The following is a 26,031-nucleotide window of genomic DNA, read 5'->3' as shown; positions in this document are numbered from 1 at the left end:
AAAGGGGCCAGCCTATCCAGTGGACGACTTTTACACCGCCCGCGCCCGCACAAGCGCCGGCGCTTCACTGGATGGTTTTCTCACCGCCGTGCACAGCGGCAGACGAGCGGCCTCGCGACCTAACCCTCAGTTTCGCAGGCCCTCCGCCATTGCCTTGACCTTGATCAAGGCGGTGGTTCGGCAGCGGGCGCATAGAAGTCGAGATCGACCTCGCAACCGGCAGCGCTCATGGCAAAACGCGACACCTCAGGCTGGTGTAATTTCGCCGCACGCAAGTGCTCCATTTTCGCAGCGCCGCGTCTGGCGGTTCCGATAGTATCGTTCCGCCTCCTGATGATCGCTTGGTCTGCGACCTGCATCTGTGCCGTCACGATGCAGCCCGGACATGCCATGCCGGCCGATGCGCAGCGGCCTGACAACGCCGAGAGCGTCGCGATCGGCAAGAGCGTGGCGCAGCGGCATTGCGGCGGCTGCCACGCGATCGAAGCGAGCGGTGCCAGCGCCAATCCGAACGCGCCACCCTTTCCGCTAATCGCCGAGCGCTATCCGGGAGGCAATCCGGCGCCTGTCCTGATCGATGGCACAGTCGTCCGCCATCCCGGTATGCCGGAATTCAACCTGATCGAAAACGAAACGGACGGGCTCGTGGCTTACATCAGGCGCGTGTCGCGCCAATGGAAACCGACGCTCTGACGCAAGGGCGTTCTCCAACCAGGAGCATGGCGACGATGACAGCGATCGCGATCAGACGGCAGAAGCGAGCCATGGCGTTTCGCCGCGCGCTGGGGCTGCTTGCTCTCGGGGGCACCCTACTCGCGGCAGAGGCCGGTCGGGCGCAGGGCGTCGGCGATGCGCGCGCAGGCCGGGAGGTCGCAACTTTGCTTTGCATCCAGTGCCATCAGATCGACGGCGCCGGTCGCGATCCCGGCCGAATGCCGCCCGGCTTTGGCGCGATCGCCGACATGACGTCTCAGACAGCGCTTTCGCTGCGCATCTTCCTGCAGACGCCGCATGGCAACATGCCTCGCTACCAGCTCACCAGGGACGAGATTGACGATGTCGTCGCCTATATTCTAAGCCTCAGAGCGCGCTGAGGTGCTTCGGAAGCGACGGCGGCGTCCGAACGAACGCCCTTGGGCCTACGGCAAGCCCAGTGCAGAAGCCGACAATGGCGCGCCACAACCATGGCGCGCCCGACACGATTCGAACGCGTGACCTTTGCCGCTTCGGGCTCTGCTCAATCGCAAAATCCCTCGTTGCCGAAGCAGCCGGGATCGGTTATCCACCTTCCACGGATTGCGCCCGTAGCTCAGCTGGATAGAGCGTTGCCCTCCGAAGGCAAAGGTCACACGTTCGAATCGTGTCGGGCGCGCCAAAATTTCCTTGATAAATCAATCGTCTAGCCAAAGTCCCGAGAGGGGCTTGAAGGCGCTCGCGAATTGCTGGCACAATTTTGGCACAGTTGGTTTCGTGCTGGGGGTGAGCGAGTAAATGGCGACGATTCGCGAGAAGGGTCCGGCACAGTGGCATGTGCAGGTTAGGCGCAAGGGATGGCCGACCAAATCCAAGACGCTTCGCACGAAGAAGGAAGCGGAGATCTGGGCCAGGGATGTCGAAAATTCGATGGACCGGGGAATCTTCGTTGACCGTACCCCGTCGGAGAAAGAAACCCTGAAGCAGGTGCTCGAGCGGTACATGCTCGAGGTAACCGACAAGCGCCCTGGTCAAGCTTCTAGGGATGCCGAGCGCGCTCGATTCGAGCGGTTCATCAGGGACGAACCCGACCTCTGCGCTCACGCAATGGCTCATCTCCAGCCAGAGCATTTCATGGAGTATCGAGACCGGCGCCTGACGGAGACCGCGCAGCGCGGCAAGCCCGGCGGCCGAGGGCAGTACAAGGTGGTCGAGTTCACGCCTAAGCTGCGCAAGGACGGCACGGCGAGAGCGAACGCCGCGAAGCCGAAGGCTCCCCCGAAGCCGCCGTCGACGATCAAGCCTGGCACGGTCAAGAAGGAGCTGATGCACCTCAAGAGCGCCATCGATCATTCACGGCGGCGGCTGGGACTGGTGGTCAACCCGGTCAATGCCACCGACGTGAAGCGGCCCACGGTAAATGACGAGCGCGACGTCAGACTGGAGCCTCACGAGATCGAGCGCCTCCTCGAAGAGTGTCGGGCGGCTCGCAACCCGTGGCTTGCTCCCATCGTTGAGTCTGCTTTTGAAATCGGTGCGCGCAGGGGTTCGCTGCTTCGTATCGAGTGGCGGGACATTGACCTCAAACAGCGAACGATCACGCTCCGTGCCGTTAAGAACTCCAGGAGTCCTGACAAGATTCTGAACGTTGCGGTCGGCCTATCCCCGCGTGCCATCGAAATCCTTGAAGCTTTGCCGCGCACCGAGGACGAACCTAAGGTCTTCCCGATCACAGAGAACGCTCTCGATGGAGCCTTCGACCGAGCACGGACGCGAGCAGGTGTGGAGCATTTTAACTTTCATGACACCCGTCATGAGCTTGCCAGCCGACTCATCGAAGCGGGCTGGTCCGACAGCGAGGTCATGGCCCAGACAGGCCATCGCGATCCCAAATCCCTGCGCAGATACATCAATCTGCGGAAGGCGCATCTCGCCGACAAGCTGGCGGCACTCCCTCCAAGAGATACCAGGCCCGAGGTGGCGAAGGATGAGGCAGCCTAAGCTGCCTCCGCTCCTCGGATCTCATTGAGCTCATTAAGGATTCCCGCGGCTTGTCGACCGTCGATCGCTTGACGGGGAGTCGCCGCGGGCTCATGTCTCTCCTCGAACCGCCGAGGAGGACACGACCATGGCCATCCACCCCGAAACTGCTGCCTACGGCATCGCGTATGGCATGGCGAACATGGTGACCTCTGCCGCCCAGCTCGCCGCCGACCGTCGCGACCAACGCGCTCTCGACGCCTGGTCCTCTGAGCTGGCATCGGCTCGGGGCGACGCCGCTGCCATGGCCCGGGTCGCCACCTCGGCCGTCCGTCAGCTCGCTGAAGTCGAAGCTGAGAACGACGATCTGAAGGACGAGGTCGCTCGCCTGCGCACCCTACTTGCCCAGCGCAACGCGATGATCCGGCAGCTCTCCGCGTGAGCGACATCGAGATGCGTGCGTGGGAGTTGATGGTCGCAGCGCATGGCGACATTGTGCACGAGGACCCCGACATCGCGGACGCGCTGCTCCCTCGGTACCGAGAGCGAGCGCAGGCAGAAGCCACCCAATAAGATAGGCCCCGGGTCACGTCCGGGGCCTTCGTCGTTCCAGTGGATGACCTACGCTCAGTTAGGACGACGGTCAGTCCTGATGCCCTTCGCTGCGGCGATGCGGGCGTTCAGGGCGACGGGGTCCCCGACGATCTGGCCGATGGTCCCGATGGTTTCGACGGGACGGACGTCGGCGGTCGACGTAGGGCGGACCGGCAGCGGCATACCGACGAGGCCGGTTCTACGTCCGGATACCGCCTGCTCGCACATATCCACCGACTGCGCGAGGTACTGGAGATGCTTCTCGTCGAGCGTCTCGAGCCAATCAGCGAGGTGCGGCGGCAGCTCATCGAGAGGGATGGCGTCGCGCTCGTACGTGTCGGCCGCCGCGTAGCGGTGCACCAGATCGGCTTCGAGGGAGACGGGTGAATGTTTGCGCATCGAGCGCAGCATCTCTCTGGCCCCGCGACGGGCTTCGAGACCTTCCATAACTTCGGCGAGTTCCTGAGTAGCCTCGGCTTGGCGAGCGCTCTGCGGCGCCGGCGCGGGCATTCCGCCTCGGCCGCCTGCCAGGCCAGCCGCGACCGCCGCAGGGACCGAGGCAACCGCAGACAGCGTTGCCCCAGTCAGCTTCCCGCCGCCTTCGACGAGTGCTCCGGTTCCACGCAGGACTTGTCCGGGGAGCCGGAATGCACCTTTGATGACGTCCGGCACGAGGCCAGTCACTGCCTGGCTCGCCCCGGCCACGGCTTGGTGGAAATACTCAACGCCCGGCTCGACCACGCGCTCCTGAATCCAGGTGCCGGTCTTTGAGCACCAACGGGCCATCGAACGGATGGCTGCCATTGCGGCTGCGATGATTGCTCTCAACATGATGCTGTCCCTCCCGACGCATAGTGCGTCGACGGGGAACGATGCTTGCAAACATTGCATACGCAAAAGCCGCCGACAGGCGACATCTGGAAAACAAGTTTACAGCATAAGGCGTGAGCATCCGAAAATAATTTTCAGATTTCTCTTGAATATGACCTGATTGAGCCGACGGATATTTCTGCTCACACTCTATACGCAAGTGATGGAGGGGCAGATGGATCTTAAGACGAGGGAATTTCGAGGCCTAACCAACTGGCTGGGACTATCGGCTTCGGAGGTCGGCCGGATTGTCGGCCGGTCGACGACGATGGTCAGGCAGTATCGTGCTGAGCGGGGCCGGGTGCCAACCGAGGAGGTCCTCGAAACTCTCCGGGCGCACCGACGCTCCCAGCTCCGCGGCCGCCTCGAGCAGGCTGTTGCCGATCTGCGCGAAGCAGGCATGGAAATCGACATCGGATACGGGCCGATCATGCAGCGCGCCTAGGCCATCAACCGAGCCGTCGAGGCGGTGGTTGACGAGCAGTTGGCAGCCTGACGTCGCGACAGATAAGGTGGCGTGCATCGTCACCTGAGATCGCCGACTTGATCTACCTGATCGCCTACCTGCTCACCGGCATCGCCTGCGTCATCTGGGATTTCCGCAGGCCTTTCATCGATCGCCCGGCATATGCCCGCAGGCCAGCTCAGCACCTCTCGATGATCGCGATCGTGGTGGCTTGGCTGCCGATCAGGCTCTATGCGGCCAATCGCGGGCGGCAGTGGGGTGAGGCCATCAAGGCCGTCATTACCTTCGCCGTCCTGGCCGTAGGCGGCAATCTCCTCGGCTGACTTCAGCACGAATTGTACCCAAATTCGCGAAGTGGGTACAATCTTGGTTGTCGGCTCTGTCCAAAAAAGCACCCAAAATCCGAAACTGGGTGCTTTTTTTGACAGAACCGGTTTCGCTTGCCGGTCGTCGAGATCTCCGGGAAGGTCACCCCGAAGAGGACGATCCCGATGCAACCTGACGCCGAAGCAGTCAATTCCGAAGCCAAGCTAGTGATGGCCCGGATCATTGCCCGGCACCTCGCGGCGAACCCAGGCGCCGTCGACCGGGCGCTTGCGGGGTATGTCGCCTGGTCCGCAGAGGAGCGATCCACGAAACCCGCGGTCTATTGGATCGAGGCTCTTGAGAAGGGAGCGGCGGCTACCCGGCGTCGGATCACCCAGCGCGACAAGCGGGCGGCGTGGATGCGCAACTCGACACCGATCACGTTGTCGGCCGATCTCCCTTGTCTGCGCGACGTCGATTTCCGGAGGCGCATCTGGCGCGATGCCAAGCGACTGGTCGCCCGGAGGATGCGCGGCGATCTTGAGGCGTTCTCGAAGGGGCGGATGTCGAGGTCGGAGGCGATCCACCGGCTGGGCCTGCGTGACTACGCCGAACTTCTGGTCGCACTGGGCGATGAGGGACTGCCAATCCCGATGCCAAGGGAGGTCGAGTTGGAGGCACAGGCTGCGGTCTTCGAGCAGCTCTGGAAAACGACGTGAAGAGGCCGGGGTTCGTCGCCCCAGCCTTCTCCTTCCCGGAAGCTTGGTTCAAGCTGCCAGCCGGTACTCCTCGACAGACATACCCGCACGCCACCGGCCATCGGCGGTCATCGTGAGCAGGCAGCGCTTGCCATTGTCGTAGAGGATCACGTGCGCGTGCGCCCACGTAGTCGGCCCGCGGTTGTGTCCTTGGTCCAGACTGGCCGAGACCCCAGCGACATAGACGCCGTCGACGATCAGGGGTGTGTGTGTGTGCGCGGAGGTGACCTTCGGCCCGAGGCGCCGGTACTGCTTCGGGCGGCCCCGGGGACCGCCGAAGTCGAGGTCGCCGTGCAGACCGCGCTCGATGCCGAGGATGGGGAGCGTCGTCCCGGAAAGAACGAAGGCGACGTTGTCGTTGACGCCCGCCCGGCGGGTCGCCGCAACAAACGAGGGTGCGTCGCCATCTTTTTGTCGCTCCTGTATCCTCCCCTGACCCAACGGAGGGGCGGATGTCGAGGCGCTTGGATTGGAGTCGAACCGGCCCGGGGCGCGGTGGGAAGGCCGAGGTGATCGCGGCAGAGATTCAGCACGGTCTCTCGCCGTCGGATACCACTGGCTTGAGCCGGGATAAGATGCCCTCTACCCCATACAAGACCTGCGTCCCCGCGCCGATGGACGTCGCACCAGGCTACAAGGGGACCGATCCTGAGAAGTTCCGCGAAGGGTGGGAAAAGCTCATGGAGATGGAGAGGATAAGCCGAGAGAAGCGCCGAGGTCGGCGTCGGCGTTGACGTCGCGACCGCGAGCCCAGTAAGCCGCGGAAATGAAACATCAACCTGTCACGAAGGAAAGGCTGCGACACAGCGAGTTCGCCAACGATCTCGTCGATGAATACCTCGGCGATGGCGCCGTTGCGCTCACAATCGATCTCTGGAGCGTCAGCACCGACAGACACCTGATCGGCCAACCGAGACCGGCCTGCGCGATAGAGCGCGGGTCCGCATCGTCGGGTGCTGATCTGTCGGGGTGCGCGGCGGCACTGGCTGGCCTCACAAGTGGATGTGAGACCGAGCGTCAAGGAGACTTCTGCAACAAACGAGGGGCCGGTTGGCAGCTAGGTTTGACGCGTGTCCCTCGTATTTCCCGCGATGATGTCGCGGATCAGGGAGGCGTCCCAGACGAGGCCGATCTGCGCTTCGTCTGGCTCAACCCTCTTCCGGCCCGAATAGATGCCGATAAATTTGGTCAGCGACTTGGTGGCTCCATTACCCCAGTCTCGACGAATTACCGGCGAGCCGGACATTCCGGGCCGTGATGCGGAATCCACCAGCATGTAATTCGTCGTCATCCTGATGAGTTCAGGCTCAGACGCGATGCTCCCTCGTTTCCAAACAGGCAGTGCCGGTGGCTCGATGGCAAAGGGATACCCGAGAATATAGACGTCCATCCCAATCTCGACCCGCAGATCGTCGCTGGCGAGAACATTGAGCGGGTACATCGACATCGGCAGCTCGGGCTCCGGGAGCGGGAGGACAGCTATGTCAGCCCTCTTTCCGAGCGGGTATACCAACCAATACGGGACACGCTCGTCATCGAAGAGCGGCAGTTCCCACTGACGTTTTCCGAACATGCCGGGTGCCGCCTCGAAATAGGCGCGGATGTGGTCCGGCCTCCCACCGTGAGAACTCGCGTTTCCGAGGGTGAAGAAGTCGATGCCGGAAAGGACATGCCAGTTCGTCACCAGGAAGTGGCGACCCATCTCATGCCAAATGAAGCTCGTTGCATGCCCGATGCACCGGCCTTCAAAGAGAAGCTCAATCGGAACCGTGACGAGAGAGAATTGATCAATCTGGGTCATGATGTCAGGCAGACCCAGGATTTCTAAAGAAGAAGCCGTCGACCTTCTTCTCGCTCACAGGGCGGAAGATCTGCGTCTCCGTCAGGAATTTCTCGTAATAGGGATCGGCTTTCCACGGCTCGTCGATCAGGCACCAATCGAGGTGCACATCCTTCTCGTGCTGCGATACGAGGAGCCCAACGCCTCGAGTCGCTTTAGCGTCGTACTTGGCTGCGCGTGTGTACAGTTCCAAGCCGTTGGCTCGAATGCGCTCTCCCTCTGAACCAATGACTGGAAAGTTCGGTTCGAGGCTCGCGATCATGAATGTGCAGTCGAGATCAGGAAACGTGAAGCGGTACGGTCGGCAGGACTGCCGGGATTTCGTTGCCTCGAGCGAAAGAACCAACCGCTGTTTGAACGCCCGCCACACAGTGCGTGGAGACCGGGCGAACTGAACAAGAATCTCGTAATATCGGTGGTTTCCATCAGGATTCTGGATGTGGTCGAGCAGATTCCTCATTAAGTAACTGAGGTCGACTTCATCCAGGTCCTGAACTAGGTCGCCCAGCCGCTGACGAGAATTCGGACTGGGAACGTCCAGTTCCGTAAGGTAGCCGACCATTATGTCCGGCTCTTCCACCGTCACTCCGCTTTCTCGAAGCCGCGGTAATACCGTCTCGCGGTAGTCGAAATATCGCCGAATTTCCTCTGGGAGCCTGAGATATTCATGAATGCCAAGATAGTCGTGCATTTCGACTATGTGGATAAATCCCGCCGTCTCGCTGATGTGAAATTGCGTGGATCGGCATTCGTTCGGAAGCGCCTTCGCTCCTCGGAAAATGACAAGCTTGGTGATGTCCGTGAGTTCGGAGCCACGGGTTTCGATCGTGTGGCCTTGCTCATTCGTGAGCTGAATCGACTCGTTGTCGGACAGGTAGCCGAGAGAATCCCTGATCTGCTTCGTAGCCCTCTTAACGACCTTGCTCTGAAACCAGTTCTTCTCGGTCTGAGGATTGTCGGTCTCCTCAGTTCGCTCCTTAAGTTGCAGAATATAGGCCGTAGAGCCTATCCGTACGATGCCGTCGGCAAGCTCAACCTGCTCCTTGGGACGGGGCGAAAACTTGGTTTGGGAGAACGTAAATTCCCTCCAAAACGTTGAAGCGTTGAGCTGAGCGGTGAATTCTTCGAGAGTCATGGTGATTGGCTATCATGCTTGCTCCCCAACGCTAAGGCCCTAATCTAATCTCCCGTATCGGGTGGGGGGACAACGTGCGGATATCCGTCGAGAAGGGCGTGCGCATCGCGGCGTGGACGATCGGGATAGGTGTCCTTCTCGTTTTTACCCGGGTCGGCAGTTATGCGAATTGGCTGATCTCGGGCTTGATCGGGCTCGGAGCGATCTACTTGTTCCTGACTGCCCTGGGTCAGTTGATCGAGTTTCGCGATTGGGACTACTGGCCCCACTGGAAAGGCATTCTCATGAGGCTGGGTGGAATGGCTGTGCTCATCGCGATAGGCGTGGGGCTCCAGTTCATACTCCCTCCGCCTCCAGTCGGCAGCGGTCGGGATTGCGAGTCTTTCGCTGGACGGGGCGGCATGTCGACCATGTGCTATGACTGAGCCGGTCCTGGAATGGGTCGAACTCTTAAAGCTCGCTGCTACCGCTGGCGTGACTGCTGCCGTCGTCACACAGGGCATGACCTGGCTGCGAGAGTGGCGAGCTTCTGGCTCGAAGAAGAAGGCCAGCGCGGCCTATTTGGCGGTTCGTGTCGCGGTTGCTTTAGAGGCCTTTTCTGAGACCTGCTCGGAGATCGTTGGAGACATCGTCAATTACGAGTCGTCGGGAGGGAATGTCGGAAGTCCAAGAACTGATTTACCCGCCGCCCCTACCTATCCCACGGACGAAGAGAGTTGGCGGTCTATGGACCTCGTGCTTGTCGAGAAGGTCCTCAGCTTTCCCAACAGGGTAGGCGCGAGCCAGAAGGCGGTTGGCTACGCCGGAGAGTATGGCGATGGCGGGGACGAAATGACCCGCATGTGCCTCGAACAAGCCTGCGAACGCGGCATTGAAGCGTGGGACCTAGCTGTCGCTCTTCGGGAAAAATACGGATTCCCGTCGTACGCCCCGGCTGTTGAATATGTCGATTTCCTCAGAAAAGAAGCAGAGGAGGCGAAGGGGCGTCGCCGGAAGGACCAAGAGGAAAACGCGCGGGCCTGGGAGAGCATGAACGCCGCCTCGGAACAGGCCAAGGCGGCGGCAGCTCAAGCGGCTTCCATCGGCTCGACAACACCCTGATCGACGTTCGGAGTTGGAGCGGCCGAATTCTTGGGCAGCTTCTCGATCTCCTCGGCGATAGCGGCCTCTTCGATAGCCGCAACATCTGCCTCGACGTCGCTGGGATCGTTATCGCCTGCCATGATCTGCACGGCCGCCAGAGCGGCTGCTGCGGCATTTTGAGGATCGAAGAGCGAGTCGGAGAAGCCGAGGTTGTCCGACCGCGCCTTCGACCTTGCGTTCCCGAGGTCGATCTCGACGGCCTCGTTGCCCAGTTCGTTGGCGACGCGCTCCCGGGAGGTGACGCCAGCGGCGACGGCTTGGATGTCGGCGGCGACTTCCTGAAGCGGATTGATGTGGCCGCGGGCGGGCGTAAGCGACGGACCAAGGCTAGCGTGGGATCAGCGGCAGGTCGCAACCATCCCTGGACGCACTTCTCCCTCCACTCCGCCAGGCTGCCACTGCCATCTTCAGGCAGCGTCCAGGTTGTTTTGCCTAGCCTGGGCGAAGGCAGCAGCGAAACGGCAGGGCGAGCCCTTTACGCAGCGTCTCAAGAAGGTGATCGTCGGGAGAATACCTCGGGCATGAATGATGCCTGTTGGAATGTGTCGGCGGGGGCTGCGCGATGGGGACCGTGAATACACTCAAGAGGTCGTTCCTCTTGGGCTATGGAGGGAGTGCAGGCCACAGCGCCTGGCGAGGTACGAAGAACAACATCGGCCCCGTCATATTGGTGATCATTGCAGTCATAGTCGCGGTCGCCCCGATTTATTTCACCTATAAGCTCGGCAAGTCTCTGCTCGAGCGACCGGACAATCCCAGTGAGAAACTTGGCAAGATCGTTTGGTTCACGGGCGGGTCGATCTTCTCCACGATGTATTTCGGGTGGGCGATCTTTTTCCTCACGATGATCGCTTCAGGTTTCGTCCCGCCTTCGAAGATTCCCGGATACAGCCTCGTCCCGGCATCCGCGTCGATGGCCGTGGTCGCGAATGCCGAGGCATCACTGGTGCGTTCGATCGGCATCGTCCAATCGGTCGTAGATTTCTTCAGCGAAAAGAAGACGGAGCGAGTTCGACCGCCTACTAACTCGAAATCGGATCCGGATGTCATGGATGCGGCCAACCTCGCGGTTCGGCTCTATGCTGTCGTGTTCGGCCTAGGCCTATTTGTCGGGAACCAGCAAAGGCGCGAAGTCGCGAACCTCGACGCTATCGTCGCCCATAACGCGGCCTTCTTCGATCAGCATGGGCTCGACCTTTCCGATGACGGCATCCTTTCCGATGCGGACGGGAATACATATCGGATGGAAAGCCGTTCAAGCGACCGCCTCGAACTCGTCGCTCTGCATCGGCGGAACATGAGGGGCTACATCGACATGGACGGCGGGAAGATGCTTCAGTGGTCGGGGCTGGTCCGACGCGGCGCAGCGTAGCGGCACCGTTCGAGGAGATCCTGCCCCCGATGTTCGACCGCTTGATCCATGCCGATTGGAGCGTCGAACCGCGCAAGCGGTGGCTTGCCGAGGCCGGACGCAAGCACGGGGTATGGGTGGTTTCGGGGCCTCGCCCGGTGGGACCGATCCCCCACTTCCTCGACGAAATATTCGCCACGGGCGATGGGACGACACTGGTCGGATTCGACTTTCCCATTGGCATCCCGAACGCCTACGGAGATCGGACCGGACTGGATAGCTTCCGAACTGTCCTGCCCCTCTTCGGGAATGGTGAGTGGGCGGAGTTCTTCAATGTCGCCCATTTGCCCGGCGAGGTCTCCTTGCGACGCCCCTTCTATCCGCAAGTCGGAAAGAAGGGAGTACGAAGGGGCTCGCTCATCGAAGGTCTCGGCGTCCGATCCTTCGATGATCTGTTGCGCGTCTGCGAGCGCAGGACGAGCGAGCGACAGGCAGCATGTTCCCTGTTCTGGACCCTCGGCGGCAATCAGGTCGGACGTGCGGCCCTGTCGGGATGGCGGGAAGTCGTCAGGCCTGCCATGGCGAGGGGGGCCGCCCTCTGGCCGTTCGACGGACCTCTTGCCGAACTTTCGGTAAAGGCCACGGTTGTGCTCGCTGAGACTTACCCAGCCGAGGCCTACCGCATGTTCAATGCTGGCTTCCGATCAGGCGAGAGCAAGCGACGGCGAGCCGACAGGGCACTCAAGGCTGATGCCATTCTCGCATGGGGAAAGGCTCACCGGATTGAGTTCTCTGATGCGGGGACAGAGGCCATTCGCGATGGCTTCGGAGACGCGTCCTCCGGGGAGGATGCCTTTGATGCCTTGGCCGGTGTCCTGAAGATGATTGAGGTCTGCGATGGTAGGAGGCCCGAGGCTACCGAGCCGCTCGCTCCCAAGAGGCAATGGGAAGGCTGGATCCTGGGTCGATGATCTCCCGAACGAGACCCGAAACGCCGATTCTTATAAATTTGCAGCAGTTTCAAACTATCTTGACGTCAAGACATACTGTAGGCGCTCCTGGGAGCGGAACCATAGTTTGCCTTATTGACGCTTCAGCGCACCGCAATTGACACATCAGCCTGCCTCTCCCCGCGGCAGGCGTTTTTGGGCGTCAGCACATCGATGGCCTTTCCTCTGGGCAGTCCCGATCCCTACTCCGCCCGAATTTGTGAGATCGTCCTGCAATGTAGTCTCTGTGCGGGGTGGCGATCTAACGCGATTTGCCAATCAAGAATCCTATGGCATCAGGCTTCGGCGGAGGCGTGGGTGAAACCTAACGATGATGATCGATCGGCAGCCGGTTGAATTCGCATTACGCGGCGCGCCGGAATTCGGGGTGAAGCCGACGTGGCCGTGACCGAGTGGAGGCCATCGTTCCTGGGGCGTCGACTGACGGGATCGTCCGATTGGCGCTTGAGACTGGACGGCCCTGAACTCACTCTGACGGTGGCGGGCCGCACGCATCGGGTCAACGTCGAGGAAGAAACGGCATACCGCGTCCAGCCCGGCATGCTTTGGACGGGCATCACCATTTACTCCGAACATGGGCGGGCGGTGGAGGGTGATGGGTTACCCAACGCCGAGGGGGCAGCCCTGACCCAGGCGTTGAATGCCGTTCTGATCGAGAAGCGTCTTCGTGAAGAACTGGAGCTTCTCGACGATCAGCATCGGATGATCGACCGGTGGCTGGAGTACAAGACCAGCCAGGAACAAGCCTGTTCCCAAAGGCACCGATGGTTCACCCATGAACTCCAGGCCTCCGTGATCTCCACTCGCCCGACGATGGATGCCGAGGCCATTCGGGATCGGCTGAAAGAGCCCGCAGTAGCGATGCGCCTGGGTCCGAAGGCCCACGCGCTGGAGCAATCTCTCTCGGCATGGGAAGCCGACCCTCGCCCCGCCTGGGCCAGCTTCAACGCCGCACACACCGAAAGCGAGCTGAAAGCCTGCAAGGATCTGCTCGACCGGGTCGAGAGCAAGCCCCTCACCGAAGAACAGGCCAAGGCCGTCATTTGCTTCGACAACCGGGTGCAACTCGTCGCTTCGGCCGGGTCCGGCAAGACCTCGACCATGGTGGCGAAGGCCGTCTACGCCATTCACCGCGAGTTCGTGGATCCCGAGCGCATCGTGATGCTGGCGTTCAATAAGCAAGCCGCCGAAGAGCTCGCCGAGCGTGCTGCGAAGTCCTTCAAGCGCGTGGGCATGGAGGAGGTGATGGTGGAGGCTTCCACCTTCCATGCCTTGGGCCTGAGCATCATCGGCAAGGCAACGGGAAGGAAACCGTCCGTCCCGGACTGGGCGAGCGATGGCGTGAGCGGCTTCCGCAAGCTGACCGACATCGTCGAGCATTTGAAGGAGAGGTCGCCCGCCTTTCGGCAGCGTTGGGATTTATTTCGCTTTGTTTTCGCGAGGGACCTTGCTCGTCCGGGCGCGCTAGGCAAGGCGGACGTTTGGGACGGCCAAGGCAAGGGCAGGATCCGCACGGCCGCTGGCGAAGTGGTCAAGAGCCAGGAGGAGGCCATGATCGCCGACTGGCTCTTCTATAACGGGGTCGAGTACCGCTACGAAGAGAGTTACAGGCACCAGACGGCCGACGCCGACCATCGCCAATACAAGCCGGACTTCTACTACCCCGTCCTGGACCTCTACCACGAGCACTTTGCGCTCGATGCCCAAGGCCTGCCGCCAGCCGAGTTCGAAGGTTATTTGGATGGGGTTCGTTGGAAACGCCAAAAGCACGTTGAGATGGGCACTTCGATGTTCGAGACCACCTCGCATGGTCTTCGCAACGGCGATGACTTCCCGCGACTGGAAGCCGAGCTGACCGCGCGCGGCGCCGTGCTGGATCCCGATCCCGATCGGGAGATTCCGGAGGGCGGTCGAAAGCCCATGGAGCCGGCTGAACTGACAGGGCTGGTGCGTACCTTCATCAGCCACGCCAAAAGCAATTGTTTGACGATTCCTATCATGCGCCAGCGACTGGACGGCATGCCCGAGGGCAACTTCAAACACCGATACCGGGTGTTCCTCGACATCGTGGCGCCCCTGCTGGAGGCGTGGGACGCCGCCTTGGCGGCCGAAGACGGCATCGATTTCGAGGACATGCTCAATCTGGCGGCAGGGCACTTGGAAAGCGGCCGTTACGAGGCTCCGTATGAGCTGGTTATGGTCGATGAATTCCAGGACGCCTCGCAGGGCCGTGCCCGGTTGTGCCGCGCATTGGTCCGGAAACCGGGCCGGTTCCTGTTCGCGGTGGGCGACGACTGGCAGTCGATCAATCGCTTCGCCGGCGCCGACGTTTCGGTGATGACCGGATTTCGGCAGTCGTTCGGCCATGGCCAGGAGCTGAAGCTGGAACAGACTTTCCGCTGCCCACAAGCCTTGTGCGACGCCTCCAGCGCATTCGTTTCCAAAAATCCCGCCCAGATCGCAAAGCGAGTACGGTCGGTCATCCCCGCGCAAGGTCCGGTGCTCCAAGCCTTTCAAGTGGATCATATGGACAAACTGGCCGCCGCGATCGAACTGTTCATCGTGAAACTGGCCGAGGGCGTTCGCGATGGGATCATACCTCCGGGTCGAAGCGGCAGGATCTCCGTCTACGTGCTCGGCCGCTACAACGCCGATCGCCGATACGTACCGGCCCGCAAGGCCCGTATCGATCGCTGGGTCGAGGTTACATTTCTGACCATTCACCGGTCGAAGGGCAGCGAGGCGGACTACGTCATCCTGCCCGAGATGCTCAGCGCTCTTCGCGGGCGAAGCTTCCCCAACACCCGCGCCGACGACCCCGTGCTGACGTTGGCCATGCCCGAAGGAGATGACTTCCCACAGGGTGAAGAGCGTCGTCTGTTCTACGTGGCCTTGACGCGTGCGCGCAGGAGCGTGGCGATGTTCACCGCCCGCGGGCAATGCTCCGATTTCCTGCGCGAACTGGTAGAAGACGGGGCGGTGTCGATCACCGGCACCGATGGCAGAGTCGTCCGGGAGGAGAGCTGCCCCGCCTGCAAGCAGGGCGTGCTGGTGTTGCGCACCGGGCCGTATGGGGAGTTCCGCTCCTGCTCAAACTTCCCGGCCTGCGCCTTCAAGCCTAGGAGGAGACGCCAGGTCAGATCGGAACCTTGAGTAGATCGAGGGTGTGGGGACAGACAGTGCGCTTCGGGTCGATCACCATGGGGGTCGGCGGTCACAATATGCAGGTGAATGGACTGAACTGGCGCGTCGAGAATCAGCGACGGTAATTGATCAGGTACCGACAGGTTGCATTGCGCATGCGCTCGGCCTGATGAGCGGCGCCGACCGTAGGCGAGCAGAAAGGGCTGTCATGAGTAAGTCAGCGCTGCCTCCGGACGCATGATCCCATTGAAGACGCGGTGGGCGAGCGCCATACGCACCGCCGCCCAGGTTGATTATCGCAATGACCTCGACGTCGTGCTCGGCGAGGTAGTCCACCTTACGAACTAGCACCGAACCGACCGGCGCGGCTCACGGCGAACCAACCGCCTTGAACTAGAATTTACGGCCGCCGCTCATACTGCCCAGGATGCCTCGCAGAATGGCCGTTCCGATCTGCCTGAAGATCGAAGTGCTCGCTCTCCGCTGCGCCTTGCTGATCACGCGAGACTCTAGACCGGATGCCTCGATGGTGGACGTTTCATCATCACGAACTTCGACAGGAAGCCTGGGCCTCTGCGTGGGGCGCTCCTCGACCGGCGGGCTTGGAACGTACCGCGGAATGATGATCTGCTTCTCGATCTGATTGAGGCGAACTCCAGACCGCTTCGCCTCCTCGAGAATGCCTTTGGCGAGGTTGCTCTTCAGCCCGTGCCTCTCGAGATAGTTCTTGACGCGTTCGAGGTCGTCCCGGTTCTTCTGCTCAGCCTTCGTGGGCCCCTTGAGCCACTTCTTGAAGGCTTTCCCGGCGGCGCGATTGATCGCCGCTCCCGGGTCCAACAGGACAGACTCGTTCTTCCTGCGCCTACTCATGAACTCTCCCGCTTCGATTTCTGTGATCGCTTTCCCGCAGAGCTAGCAGAGCTAGCAGAGCTAGCGGGCCCTTGTCACAAGATTTCGGGCCAAAATCCGATGGTTGCGGGCTAGCCTCCCTTCCTCTCCGTCGGATTAACCGCTACAGACTTCTTAGGACTTGCAGTCGCGGACCTCCGTGCTCTACCTGTCGTGGGCGAGGATCTCTCTCAAATACGCTGTTAGGCGGCCGCCCTTGCGCCCAGCCCCAATCGCCCTCCGAGCGTTTGATCCAACGATGCGCGGAGATTCAGCACTGTCCCTGTCGCCAACTCGCTTGGGCTTAAGCCCAGAATCTTTACCACCTCCCCACGAGCTTTTTGAACGTAACCCAAGAACACGCGATGCCGAGGGGCGCTTCCGAGAGAAGCCTCGATTACGTCAAGGGTCCAGAGAACCGTGGTCCAGCATTCGAGGAAATCTACCGGCATCTCGGTGTATTCCTTGGCGACCATCAGCCGGGTGATCGGTGGTGATTTTCCCGAGAAGAAGGCCGCAATGACGCGGAGCGCCATCCTCGGCCAGCCCTTGCGCTCCGAACTCGCCTCCAGCCCATCCGGCAGACCGGGATGCCGAGCCTTAAAGAGGAGGAACATCATCCAGTACCGAATCCTCAGTACCTCGCCTGAACCTATCGGCTCCGCGCCGCTCATGAGTTTGTCGACATACTTGTCGACCGACTTGCTGATCTCCTTCGCGTCTATGACGACTACCTTTTTGGGCTCATCTGGCACCGGGAGTGGCTTCGACGGCGGCGGTTCGGGTTCGTCGCTCTGCTGATCATCTTCGTCGTTACGATCGTCATCATCGCCACTCTCGTCATCATCGTCCCCGTTGCCAAGGGAGTTGGGAGAGATGCCAATGAGCGAATTCAGAAAACTGCGAATACTATCGGTATGGGATCCGGCCAGGGTCGATTCTTCCCGCCCGGAATTCCGCGTATCGGGGGATCGCGTCTCCATGAATTCGTCGTAGGAAAGGTAGTGAACGGAAGCGTCCCCACGCTTTCCCCCGTCGGAGCCGGATGGTTGCGCCTTGGGCGTAGCTTTCGCGGGAAGCGGACGATCACTGTAGTCGGCCCGCAGGAGCTCCTCAAAAGCGCCATGCATCCAGCTCTCGAAATCGTCGCCGAGGTTAAAGGCATTGATCGCCTTTGCGACGGCCCCCGTTGCCATCTCCCGCCGTTGTTTCCGGAGACGGGAGGCGTGAGCGACGTGAGCGCGGTTCGACAGAACTCCATTCTGTTCCACGATCGCGAAGCTGACCCGCTCCGGCTCCTCGATGTTGAGGCGGAATGAGCGCCGATGTACGGCCTCGCCGCTCATCTCGAAAGCGACGCTTCCGATTTGCGATCCTCTCATGTCCAAGAGCAGCACTGCTCCCGTTCCGCCGATCCCGTCAGGCCGAGCCCAGAGGAGTGTATACCCGTCGAGCTCGAAGGTACCGGGCTGACGGGCTTCAATCTCCGCCAAGGGGATGGGAGGCGTCGGCTTCCGCTGCTTGGCAGTGGAGAGATCAATTGGAGGCTCTTCGAGGCATTTGGCGAGATTCAAGACCTGGACCGCTCGCTCCCGAGGCAGCATCCGGTAGATGCACGCCTCCGCATTCATCCCCGGCTCGGCCCCGCGCCCGAGCGCCGCGGTTGTGCAGTTTGCACTTCCAACTAGAAGGTGGTCGTGCGTTGCGCTGGAAGCGACCACGAACTTCGCGTGCTTGAAACGACCTTTCAGGTCATCGGGATAGGGGAGGAATTCGATCAGCCCCGATCGCGGCTGATCCATTGGGAATTCGTGCCCCTCGGCATCCAGCAGAACTGTCACTTGGGCGGGCTGAAACCTTTCGATCAGGGCCCCGATGGCAGACAGGCTTCCGTCCCAGTAGGGACTCGAGACCACCAACCGCTCAATCACCTCATCGCCGACGAACCCGATGAACCGACTGCCGATGCTTTCGCCACTGTAGCGGGCCAGGAAGGCGATGGCTGTCCCGTCCTCCAGGTGTTGCAGGGGGGTGGCTGCGGCCCCCGCGAGCCATGGGGCCCGGTCCATCGCCCAGTTCAGCGCCTCCCGCGCCGGAGCCCGGTCTGCGGGAACGAGGCTTGAGACGTAGCTCCATGCCGATCGGACGATTTCGCGCTCCGGACTTGGCGTATCTTGGCACTCGAGTTCGACGACGACCTCGGCGTTCCCAGCCAACCCCGCGGCCGTGATATTCGCCGAGCCGACGAACAGGCGCCCCGCCTGGCGGCCAATCTGGATGACGATCTTAGTGTGGAACAAGCCGGAAGCGACGGGGGGTGAAAATAGCTCGTAATCGCGCCCGAGCTGCTCCGGGAGTCGAGAACCATCGGACAGCGACATCGAGGCCATGCGAGGGTCAGCGATAACGAGACAGTTCGAGGCCCCGCTCGCCATGAGCTGTGGCAGCATGATTTGCTCGTAGGCGGCAAACTCGATCGAGAACGTGGTCGAAACCGCAGTGTGAAACGCGCGCGATCGCTGCGCGCGGCGTCCTAGGCGCTCGAAATATTTCATGCAATGGCCCCGAGGACTGCCCGCCCACGAGCCGTTATTCCTTGTTCGCCAAGGAGCCCTACGTCGACGAGGAATTGCACAGCTGGAATTAGGCGGGGCGTCGTGGCGACAGGCTCGTAACTCTTGCGCCGAATCCAGCGCCCATCATGCACTTCGAACAGAAACGTATAGTCGTGCTGGCGACGAAGCTTCTGGATCGCGACCCAGGTGTGGCGCTCGACGATACGCTCGACGACGAAAGACGCGATCAAATCGGCCGTCTGCTCTTCCGACCTTGGCCCGATCCAAGCCCGCTCTGTCAGAATCGACCTTCCGGAGCCACGGAACTTCAATTCTCGCAAGGAAGCATCGAGAAGATCCGGCCTATCGATCAAGCGCTGGTCCAGGGCCGCGACAAGGAGCACGGCATCCCAGGCCTTGTCCTCGGTGGTCCCGCTTCGCCGCGTGAGCGTCCTTGCGCTTCCACGGTAATCGAAGACCCTCGTGTTGATGTCGGCACGAAGTTTCGACCAGGGAAGCCCCGCCTTGTCCGGATTGGCCCGGCTCAACCGGTCACGAACTTCCTCTTTGATCTCAGCCAAGGGGCGCCCGGCATCCCTCATCAAATCGATGGACCAGGAGAGCAAACCAGCCGCGGCCATCTGAAAGAGGTCCTGACACTGGTAGATCTCCCAACGCAAGCGCTGTTTATCGAGCACCTCGCTGCCGAGTTCGTGCGGGGAGAACATGTGCCAACGGAAATCGTCCGGGCTGGGTCGGCCGCCGATCGATTGTGCCGTCTTCAGCAAGAGCCGCAGGGAAGCAGCCCGCCGCTCATCTCCGGCCGTCGTTTCATCGGAGGGAAAGAGCAGTCCCTCGTAGGCATCCCGTTCCGGAGAAGGGTCTTCGATTGCGGAAGGCACGATCACGGCTAGCTGGGCAAGGTCATCTCGAGCGACGCGAGCCGACATGATGGACTTGCGAAGGAGATCTTCGACTGCCCGCCCGATCGCCGAGCGGAATGCGCCAGCGGTGGCCCTGCCCGCCTCCTTGGTGATACGTTGAATGCCGTGGTCACCCAGGCGGAATAGCCCCATCTCGGCCATCTGCGAGTAGTAGGCACCAGCGAAGACCGTCTGGGTTAGGTATCTGGTATTGACGTCACTGGTAACGGCGTCGCTGAAGTCGATGATGGCCTCATTCAGGCTAAGCCGTTTTTCGGCCCAGTCGATCCCGCCGACCCCCCCTTGCCCCCCAGCGCGTGCGGAGACGAGGGCGTAAAGCGCTTCAGACCGCCTGACCCAGGACAGCCAGGCCGAGTACTCAGTCGTTGCCCCGGTTTCCGCGTAAGCATCGCTAACCCAGCAGAAGAAACCGTAGTATCGCATCCGCAGAGTAACGTTGCTGATGCCGGGCAGCAGGGATTGGTAAATGGCGACGCTGGCGTTCTGCATGCCCAGCGGATCCAATCCCCGCTTCGGGGCCAACTCGGTCCATTCGGGCTCAGCGTTCACTCGCCCCCCATTCTCGTGATCTCGAGTTCTCGCGATTCGATTTCGGTCGAGAATAGTTAGAGGCGCTGAGTGTGCCAGCTATTCGTTGCGGCAGGCCGGATATCCCAGTCCGAAATGATACATCGGCTCGGCCTGCGCGATTACGTTGGCATACTGGTAGCGCTCGGCGACGCCGACCTGCCTGTTCCGATGCTGCGCGAGGCCGAGATCGAGGCACAGGCGAAGGTGCTCGTCGAACTCTGGAATGACCAAGAGCCCCGATCTCCCTGCCCCCATCGGAATGTGGCCGGCGCGCCCATTCCAGCGTGCACACGCTATGGCGCTGCGAGTTCCAGATAGCGGCAGAAGGCGTTCGCCAGTTTCATCTGCCGGGGTGTTTTACACTCGGCCTCAAAAATCTCCGGCGACGAGACCAATATGGCGAGGCACTTTGCTCGGGAAATGGCCACGTTGAAGCGGTTCGCGCTGTAAAGGAATTCCATGCCCCGCGGTGCATCGGCGTGGCTCGAAGTCGCCATCGAGTAGATCGCGATCGGCGCTTCCTGTCCCTGAAACTTATCGACTGTCCCAACCCGGGCGCCGGGAAGGCGTTGCTGGATCTCGAACACCTGCGCATTGTATGGCGTGATGATCACGATATCCTCCATCGTGACCCGCCGCTCGGTACCGTCTCGATCGATCCAGCGCGAATTGCTATTCAGAATCGTCATGACGATCTGAGCGACGGCGCCCGCTTCTTCGATCGAGTAACTTTTATTCCCAGAATGCGGGACACTAACATAGCGCAGCCCGGCGCCTTCGACTGGCCCGTCGGACAAGACCACCTGCTTGTCGCAGCCCCCGATAGGATGGAGCTTGCCTTCGTAAAACAGCTCGGAATCAAAGGCGCAGATCGGGGGATTCATGCGCCAGGTCACCGCGAGGAATAGCCCGCGATCAGGTTCGATCGTTTGTTTTCCGCCGAGGACATGTTCAAGAGACGACACGCCAGTTCCATCCGGGTGCGTGCCCTGTGTCGGCTGATCGAGTTGCTGCGGATCGCCCAACAGGACGAGGCGTTTGGCTGCATGAGAGACAGCGAGAACGTTTGCCAACGACATCTGCGCCGCTTCGTCAACAACGAGGACGTCGAGCACGTCCTGAGCCTCGCCTCTTGCCCACAGAAAGCCCGTTGCCCCCGCTACTTTGCATCGGCCCGATGAAAGGGCATCGAAGACGCCCGCGTTATCCTTTGCAAAAACAAGCCGAGGGAGGTCGTCCTCCTTCTCTTTGGCCTTTTGGACGCAACGAAGGTCCAGGCCCATCTCGACAGAGGCTTCGATGACCTTATCGAGCAGATTGCGAATAACCTTGTGACTGTTGGCTGTAATTCCGACCTTGAGGCCTTGCTGCACGAACGTGCAGATCATCCGCGCTCCGGTGTGAGATTTTCCGGTTCCCGGCGGACCCTGGATCGGCAGGACGCCCCCTTGCAGATGGCGTGCAATACGAATGGCTGCGTCCAGCGTAGTTTCTCCTGCGTTCTGAACGCGCTCATCACCAATCCGCGGCAGCCTGCGCAAAAGAAGGTCTCGGGCCGCAAGGTATGGACCGTCGCCCGCTATGCCATGGTTCAAAACATGCTCGCCGATGCGAAGGAGGCATTCGGCTTGTTCCTTCGCGGGAATGATCTCGTGAACAAATACGGCAGTCGGATGATCGCCTGCGGTCTTGGTCGTCTTCTTGATGTCGATCGTTCGGTTTTCCGTGGAGATCGCAACGACCTCGCCAATCGAATCTCCCCCAGCCGCGCGAAGTTTCTTGTCGGCACGGATATCGGTGTCTTGCTGAGGGAACGCATATCGATGCGTTGGTACCCGACCGGTGGTCGGGACAACGCCGATAAAGTTCAGGCCGGAAAGTGCTGGCCTTTCGTCGAGCAATTCCTCGGCACTGAGCTCGCTCAGTCTAAAATACTCCCACCAGGTCGCTTTCTCCTCCCGGCGATGCCAGTCGAGGATGTTGGCTAGAATCCATTGCGCCTGCTGCTCTTCCGAGCGTTCCGCCGGATCAACAGGTAAGCCCTCGCTGAGAGCCGCAACCAGCCGGTTTACCCGCTCTTGGCGCTCTGAAAGCTCCTCGCTCGCAGCATCCTGGCCGGGGAGAGGCCGAGGAACGTCGGTCCCGCTCGCCTGAATGTCGGCCCGGAGCTTCTCCAGCCAGTTGCGAAGGGCCTCAGTCGATTTGCAGTCGTCTTGATTGTAACCTTGCACGGCAGCTTTATCGCCGTCCGATATCGAAACGCTGTCACCAAGTTCCAAGCCTGCCTGCAAACTGGCAAGCGCAAGATTGGCATCTTGCAACGAGACGGCGCGCTCATAATCGTAGAATGCCTCGAGCCTCTTGATCGAATAACTCTCGACGCTCGCACGCACGGCGTTTCGAACGACGCCGTAGAGGTCGACGAAGACAAGGCCACGCAAGAGCGCGTCAATCTCATCTTCCTTGCTCGCATAACGACCCATCAAGCGTTTCAGCGCCGCAGGTTCGTATGGCGCGTAGTGGTAGATATGGAGTCCGGGGTAGGCCTTTTTCCGCTCGGTGACGAAATCGACAAAACGCTCGAACGCGGCTTTCTCTTCGGCCCGGCTGAATGACCAATGGGCCTGATAAACGGGAGCGCCGGCTTCATCCCGGTAGTGGAAGCCAAATAGATATTCCAATCCGTGTTCACCGACGAAGGGGTCCCCTTCGAGATCGAAGAAAATATCCCCTGCATTCGGTTCTGGCAGAGCGCAGAGCCCAAATCCCGGCACAACAGGCAGAAATTCATGCAGCAACTCGCCGCTCTCCCGAGCCTGCGCTTGAACCAGAGCCTGCCTTTTGACCTTCTCATATGACTGGACTGCGCCGCGCTGAGGCTTCCAGCCGATTGGTGTTGGCAGAGCCGCAAGCGCTGCCAGTGTGTTGACGCCGTTCTCGCGCAGCTCGGTGATCTGGTTGCGTGAGATCCCGGCCACAAATGACAGGTGGTCATCAGCCCGGCGGCGCTTGTCGCAGCTGTTGTACCAACGGCAGATATCGCAATGGTCGATGGGCTCAGGATAGGTCTCCGCATTCATCGAGCCCGTAGTCACGCGCTCGACCGCAGCCTTCGCCTTGCGAAAGTACGCCGCGTAATCCGCGATGCGATATGATTGAGGCACATGATCGGTCCATGGCACGACCACATGCGCGAATTCCGGCTGATCCTGCTGTGTGTCGCGGAGCAGCTCTGAATAGAGGCAAAGCTGCAAAACGGTGCCGCTCTTGGTCTCGCGGGCAAGTTTGGTATCGATGATCTCGTAAGACCACTCACCGAATATGCTTGGTGTCTCAACACGCCGCAGAATGTCGGCGCGGCCCGACCACCGACCCTGCCGCAGCGCACCTTGGATAATGATATCGTGACCGGCCTTCATTGCCTCGATCGTTGCGGAAACGCTCGCATCCGCAATCTCGATGCCCTCGATCGTCACTGCTTTCAGGCCAGCTGAATTCAGATGATCGATAAACGATTGTTCGTGCCTGAATCCCCGCTCGCGGAGGATCTCTAGAAGTGGGTCCCAATGGACAGGCTTCTCAAGTTCACCAGCGGTGACCTTGAGGTCGAGCGCGGTTAAATGCCCGCAGTTTAGATGACCGACTAGGTCGGTCGCGCTCAAGTGAATCTCTTCGTGGATTTTTCTCATCGCCCTAAAGCTATCAATAAAATACCGAAGGAGTTACCAATAATACCCACTAAAAGCGCATTCTATATCTATCTCAGCGAATTCTGCCCTTACGGCGATTCGTAGATGAGGCACTTGCAGAGACCGCTTCAAAAAGCACTCAAACGCCTCGTCTCCTGATCAACTCAACGTTTGGTCGTGAATCTTCAGCCTGTCGGCGGAGTCGGGAGAAAGTGGCATAAGGCTCCCCGTCATGCCAGTAGCTTCAGTGGGGTCGTATGGCGTTGCAGGAAACGGGGTTGCTGGTGCTGATCCTGATTTCAAAAATTTGGTAACAGCCGCCAAGCGCGGTCGCGAATAACCCCGCATTTCGTCTGAATCGCAGGGTCCCCGGCCGTGAAACACTCGAAAATGTTTCACGGTCCGCGTCGCCTACGACGATTACCCCCTCTCCGAGTAATCCCCCTCGGAGTTAACCGGGATTGGAGTTTTGGCAGGGGGCAGAAGCTCAGCATCATTCACCGGCGGGAAATCCGGAAGAGGCCTGGACGACTATATCGGCATCACGAGGGGATCATGGAGGCGAGCAGTAGGGATACCCCCATCAGGATCATCATCCCAGTCGGCGTCTCTCGGCAGATCAGCGACCAGGTGGATGCGATACGTCTCCAGCGGCGGTGCCGACGCCATTCAAGCTCGGTGATGCCAGACACTTCGCGCTGCCGGGCGTCGATGAGCTCATCTAGATCCATCATCCCCTCCCACGCTCCACGAACCCAAGCATGAGTCCGTCGGCGCGAAATGGGGAAGAGGCCTGACCTGCTGTCGCGTCATCTGCCCCGGCGCATGACGGCTCTCACAGGCAATCCGACGATCAGGGAGATCAGTAGAAGGACGAACAGCAATGCACCAATGGCGAATGGGGCGGCCTTCTCCATGACACTCGCCTGAAGCTCATTGATCTTCTTATTGAGGGCCTTCGCTACCTCCGAGCCTATCGCCGAGAACGGGCCGGTTGCTGCATCCTTTACATCCGCCACGATGTCCCGTCGCAGATCGGATAATTTCTTCTCCAGATTAGCGATATCGGACTTCGCCTGCCGCAGATCTTCCCGGAGATTCTTCTCTACGCTGCCGATCACATCCTTTATCTGATTGATCGGCTCCATCAAGTTTGGCAGCGCGCACGAAATGCCATTGGGGAGGCCAGGAACGGATGGGCCGCTTGGCAGGCCAGGAACGGAGGCGCCGCCTGGAATGCCTGGGATGGATGGAGCACCGGGCATAACCGTTGCTGGTGATTGGATTGTCTCGATGAGTTGCTGCGGGGTCGTGGGAGGGCTCACGGGAGGAGCGCGATTCCTGGATCCAAATGGGTTCGGGGGTGTAGGCGGCGTTGGAATGCTTCGCGGGATGAGCCGGTCGAATTGAACGCGGAGTGCGGGGTCTGGGAGGTGAGTGTCCCCGATACCCCCGCAGGCAATCATTCCGCAGATCGCCAACGTCGCTCCAATCATCGTTCCCTCCCAGCCTCTTGCGAGGGCGAGCCGAGATCGCGGTGCGATCGTGCAAGCGGTCGCCCGGAATGAATAAGGGCAAGCAGCGTAATTGACCTCCGAAGCTACGTTATTCGTCGGTAGAGTCTACCGGCGCAGAAGCGACCTCTCCTGGGCGTCGCAAGAGTCCGATGACGTGTGTCACGAGAGTTCGAAAGCGTCACGAAAGATCAAAGGCGTCACAAGAGTTCGATCGGGGAGCGTCACGAAAGTTCGAGGCCTCGCCCATCGGGTCGAAACCCGGAATTTCAGCCAATTTCGGTCACATCTGGCGCTGATTGGAGGGGCTGAATTCACCGGTCCCAACGCTCACCTGGCAGCGAGTGTCACGAAAGTTCGATGGGTGTCACAAGAGTACGAGGGGTGGTGTCACGAAAGTTCGAGCCTCTTCGCGCTGTCGCAGGGACCGGATGAAAGCGATGTCGGCCTCGTCTGGCCTCGACCAATCCATCGGCTCCTGACGGCTGTGCACGGCGGTGAGAAAACCATCCAGTGGAGCGCCGGCGTTTGTGCCGGCGCGGGCGGCGTAAAAGTCGGCCACTGGATAGGCTGACCCCTTT

24 protein-coding genes and 1 tRNA gene are annotated in these 26,031 nt (G+C 60.6%); 11 read left to right on the top strand and 14 right to left on the bottom strand.

Going from position 1 to position 26,031, the window contains the following annotated elements; translation table 11 throughout:
• Positions 1-228: 228 nt before the first annotated feature.
• The 5 genes from ACWGRX_RS25775 to ACWGRX_RS25755 all read left to right on the top strand — a co-directional run bounded on the left by ACWGRX_RS25775 (position 229) and on the right by ACWGRX_RS25755 (position 3,115).
• Positions 229-693 (top strand): c-type cytochrome, encoded by a 465-nt coding sequence (locus tag ACWGRX_RS25775; RefSeq protein WP_452119878.1) that lies wholly within the window; start codon positions 229-231, stop codon positions 691-693.
• 35 nt (positions 694-728) lie between these two features.
• A complete protein-coding gene (locus tag ACWGRX_RS25770) occupies positions 729-1,094 on the top strand; it encodes a c-type cytochrome (RefSeq protein WP_452119877.1) in 366 nt (121 codons plus the stop codon).
• Between the two features lie 204 nt (positions 1,095-1,298).
• A tRNA-Arg gene (locus ACWGRX_RS25765) sits at positions 1,299-1,375 on the top strand.
• Positions 1,376-1,491: 116 nt separating this feature from the next.
• Positions 1,492-2,694, top strand: coding sequence for a site-specific integrase (locus tag ACWGRX_RS25760; protein ID WP_452119876.1), 1,203 nt, complete (start codon positions 1,492-1,494; stop codon positions 2,692-2,694).
• Positions 2,695-2,821: 127 nt separating this feature from the next.
• Complete coding sequence (locus tag ACWGRX_RS25755; protein WP_452119875.1) at positions 2,822-3,115, top strand: hypothetical protein; 294 nt, start codon at positions 2,822-2,824, stop codon at positions 3,113-3,115.
• 185 nt (positions 3,116-3,300) lie between these two features.
• On the opposite strand, the gene ACWGRX_RS25750 is transcribed toward ACWGRX_RS25755, so the two are convergent.
• Both ACWGRX_RS25750 and ACWGRX_RS25745 read right to left on the bottom strand, forming a co-directional pair.
• A complete protein-coding gene (locus ACWGRX_RS25750) occupies positions 3,301-4,098 on the bottom strand; it encodes a hypothetical protein (RefSeq protein WP_452119874.1) in 798 nt (265 codons plus the stop codon).
• Positions 4,099-4,360: 262 nt separating this feature from the next.
• Positions 4,361-4,666, bottom strand: coding sequence for a hypothetical protein (locus tag ACWGRX_RS25745; protein ID WP_452119873.1), 306 nt, complete (start codon positions 4,664-4,666; stop codon positions 4,361-4,363).
• 14 nt (positions 4,667-4,680) lie between these two features.
• Here ACWGRX_RS25745 and ACWGRX_RS25740 point away from each other — a divergent pair, with 14 nt between their 5' ends.
• On the top strand, positions 4,681-4,926 hold the full coding sequence (locus tag ACWGRX_RS25740; RefSeq protein ID WP_452119872.1) for a hypothetical protein: 246 nt from the start codon (positions 4,681-4,683) through the stop codon (positions 4,924-4,926).
• 117 nt (positions 4,927-5,043) lie between these two features.
• Positions 5,044-5,628, top strand: a complete 585-nt coding sequence (locus ACWGRX_RS25735; protein WP_452119871.1) for a hypothetical protein — start codon at positions 5,044-5,046, stop codon at positions 5,626-5,628.
• Positions 5,629-5,676: 48 nt separating this feature from the next.
• Here the strand turns inward: ACWGRX_RS25735 and ACWGRX_RS25730 are convergent, their stop codons facing one another.
• From ACWGRX_RS25730 to ACWGRX_RS25720, 3 genes are all read right to left on the bottom strand, one after another.
• Positions 5,677-6,108 (bottom strand): hypothetical protein, encoded by a 432-nt coding sequence (locus ACWGRX_RS25730; RefSeq protein WP_452119870.1) that lies wholly within the window; start codon positions 6,106-6,108, stop codon positions 5,677-5,679.
• A 616-nt stretch (positions 6,109-6,724) separates the two neighbouring features.
• A complete protein-coding gene (locus ACWGRX_RS25725; protein ID WP_452119869.1) occupies positions 6,725-7,468 on the bottom strand; it encodes a S1 family peptidase in 744 nt (247 codons plus the stop codon).
• Between the two features lie 4 nt (positions 7,469-7,472).
• Complete coding sequence (locus ACWGRX_RS25720) at positions 7,473-8,642, bottom strand: hypothetical protein (RefSeq protein ID WP_452119868.1); 1,170 nt, start codon at positions 8,640-8,642, stop codon at positions 7,473-7,475.
• Positions 8,643-9,059: 417 nt separating this feature from the next.
• Between ACWGRX_RS25720 and ACWGRX_RS25715 the strand changes: the two genes are divergently transcribed.
• Positions 9,060-9,743 carry a hypothetical protein gene (locus ACWGRX_RS25715; RefSeq protein ID WP_452119867.1) on the top strand — a complete coding sequence of 228 codons (684 nt, stop codon included), beginning with the start codon at positions 9,060-9,062 and terminating at the stop codon, positions 9,741-9,743.
• On the opposite strand, the gene ACWGRX_RS25710 is transcribed toward ACWGRX_RS25715, so the two are convergent.
• Positions 9,710-9,865, bottom strand: a complete 156-nt coding sequence (locus tag ACWGRX_RS25710; protein ID WP_452119866.1) for a hypothetical protein — start codon at positions 9,863-9,865, stop codon at positions 9,710-9,712. The genes ACWGRX_RS25715 and ACWGRX_RS25710 overlap by 34 nt on opposite strands.
• Positions 9,866-10,356: 491 nt before the next feature.
• Between ACWGRX_RS25710 and ACWGRX_RS25705 the strand changes: the two genes are divergently transcribed.
• The 3 genes from ACWGRX_RS25705 to ACWGRX_RS25695 all read left to right on the top strand — a co-directional run bounded on the left by ACWGRX_RS25705 (position 10,357) and on the right by ACWGRX_RS25695 (position 15,299).
• Positions 10,357-11,157, top strand: coding sequence for a hypothetical protein (locus ACWGRX_RS25705; protein WP_452119865.1), 801 nt, complete (start codon positions 10,357-10,359; stop codon positions 11,155-11,157).
• A 29-nt stretch (positions 11,158-11,186) separates the two neighbouring features.
• On the top strand, positions 11,187-12,107 hold the full coding sequence (locus ACWGRX_RS25700) for a DUF429 domain-containing protein (RefSeq protein ID WP_452119864.1): 921 nt from the start codon (positions 11,187-11,189) through the stop codon (positions 12,105-12,107).
• 417 nt (positions 12,108-12,524) lie between these two features.
• Complete coding sequence (locus ACWGRX_RS25695) at positions 12,525-15,299, top strand: UvrD-helicase domain-containing protein (protein ID WP_452119863.1); 2,775 nt, start codon at positions 12,525-12,527, stop codon at positions 15,297-15,299.
• Between the two features lie 384 nt (positions 15,300-15,683).
• Here the strand turns inward: ACWGRX_RS25695 and ACWGRX_RS25690 are convergent, their stop codons facing one another.
• The 8 genes from ACWGRX_RS25690 to ACWGRX_RS25655 form a co-directional block, all read right to left on the bottom strand.
• Positions 15,684-16,160, bottom strand: a complete 477-nt coding sequence (locus tag ACWGRX_RS25690; RefSeq protein ID WP_452119862.1) for a hypothetical protein — start codon at positions 16,158-16,160, stop codon at positions 15,684-15,686.
• Positions 16,161-16,381: 221 nt separating this feature from the next.
• Complete coding sequence (locus ACWGRX_RS25685) at positions 16,382-18,733, bottom strand: phospholipase D-like domain-containing protein (RefSeq protein WP_452119861.1); 2,352 nt, start codon at positions 18,731-18,733, stop codon at positions 16,382-16,384.
• Entirely contained in the window at positions 18,730-20,166 is a 1,437-nt protein-coding gene (locus ACWGRX_RS25680) for a hypothetical protein (protein WP_452119860.1), read from the bottom strand. Before ACWGRX_RS25680 ends, ACWGRX_RS25685 begins: the two co-directional genes overlap by 4 nt.
• A gap of 138 nt (positions 20,167-20,304) precedes the next feature.
• The gene (locus ACWGRX_RS25675; protein ID WP_452119859.1) at positions 20,305-20,478 is read right to left on the bottom strand and encodes a hypothetical protein; all 174 of its coding nucleotides are present in this window, start codon (positions 20,476-20,478) and stop codon (positions 20,305-20,307) included.
• A gap of 62 nt (positions 20,479-20,540) precedes the next feature.
• Entirely contained in the window at positions 20,541-23,909 is a 3,369-nt protein-coding gene (locus ACWGRX_RS25670) for a TM0106 family RecB-like putative nuclease (protein ID WP_452119858.1), read from the bottom strand.
• 569 nt (positions 23,910-24,478) lie between these two features.
• Positions 24,479-24,667, bottom strand: coding sequence for a hypothetical protein (locus tag ACWGRX_RS25665; RefSeq protein WP_452119857.1), 189 nt, complete (start codon positions 24,665-24,667; stop codon positions 24,479-24,481).
• 78 nt (positions 24,668-24,745) lie between these two features.
• Positions 24,746-25,084 carry a hypothetical protein gene (locus ACWGRX_RS25660; RefSeq protein ID WP_452119856.1) on the bottom strand — a complete coding sequence of 113 codons (339 nt, stop codon included), beginning with the start codon at positions 25,082-25,084 and terminating at the stop codon, positions 24,746-24,748.
• Between the two features lie 733 nt (positions 25,085-25,817).
• Positions 25,818-26,031, bottom strand: a 214-nt coding sequence (locus ACWGRX_RS25655; RefSeq protein ID WP_452119855.1) for a hypothetical protein, incomplete at its 5' end; no start/stop codon positions are given.

Source organism: Allobosea sp. NPDC055594, assembly GCF_053618995.1.
The sequence above is the reverse complement of the archived record's forward strand: the minus strand, read 5'-3'. Positions and strand labels throughout refer to the sequence as shown.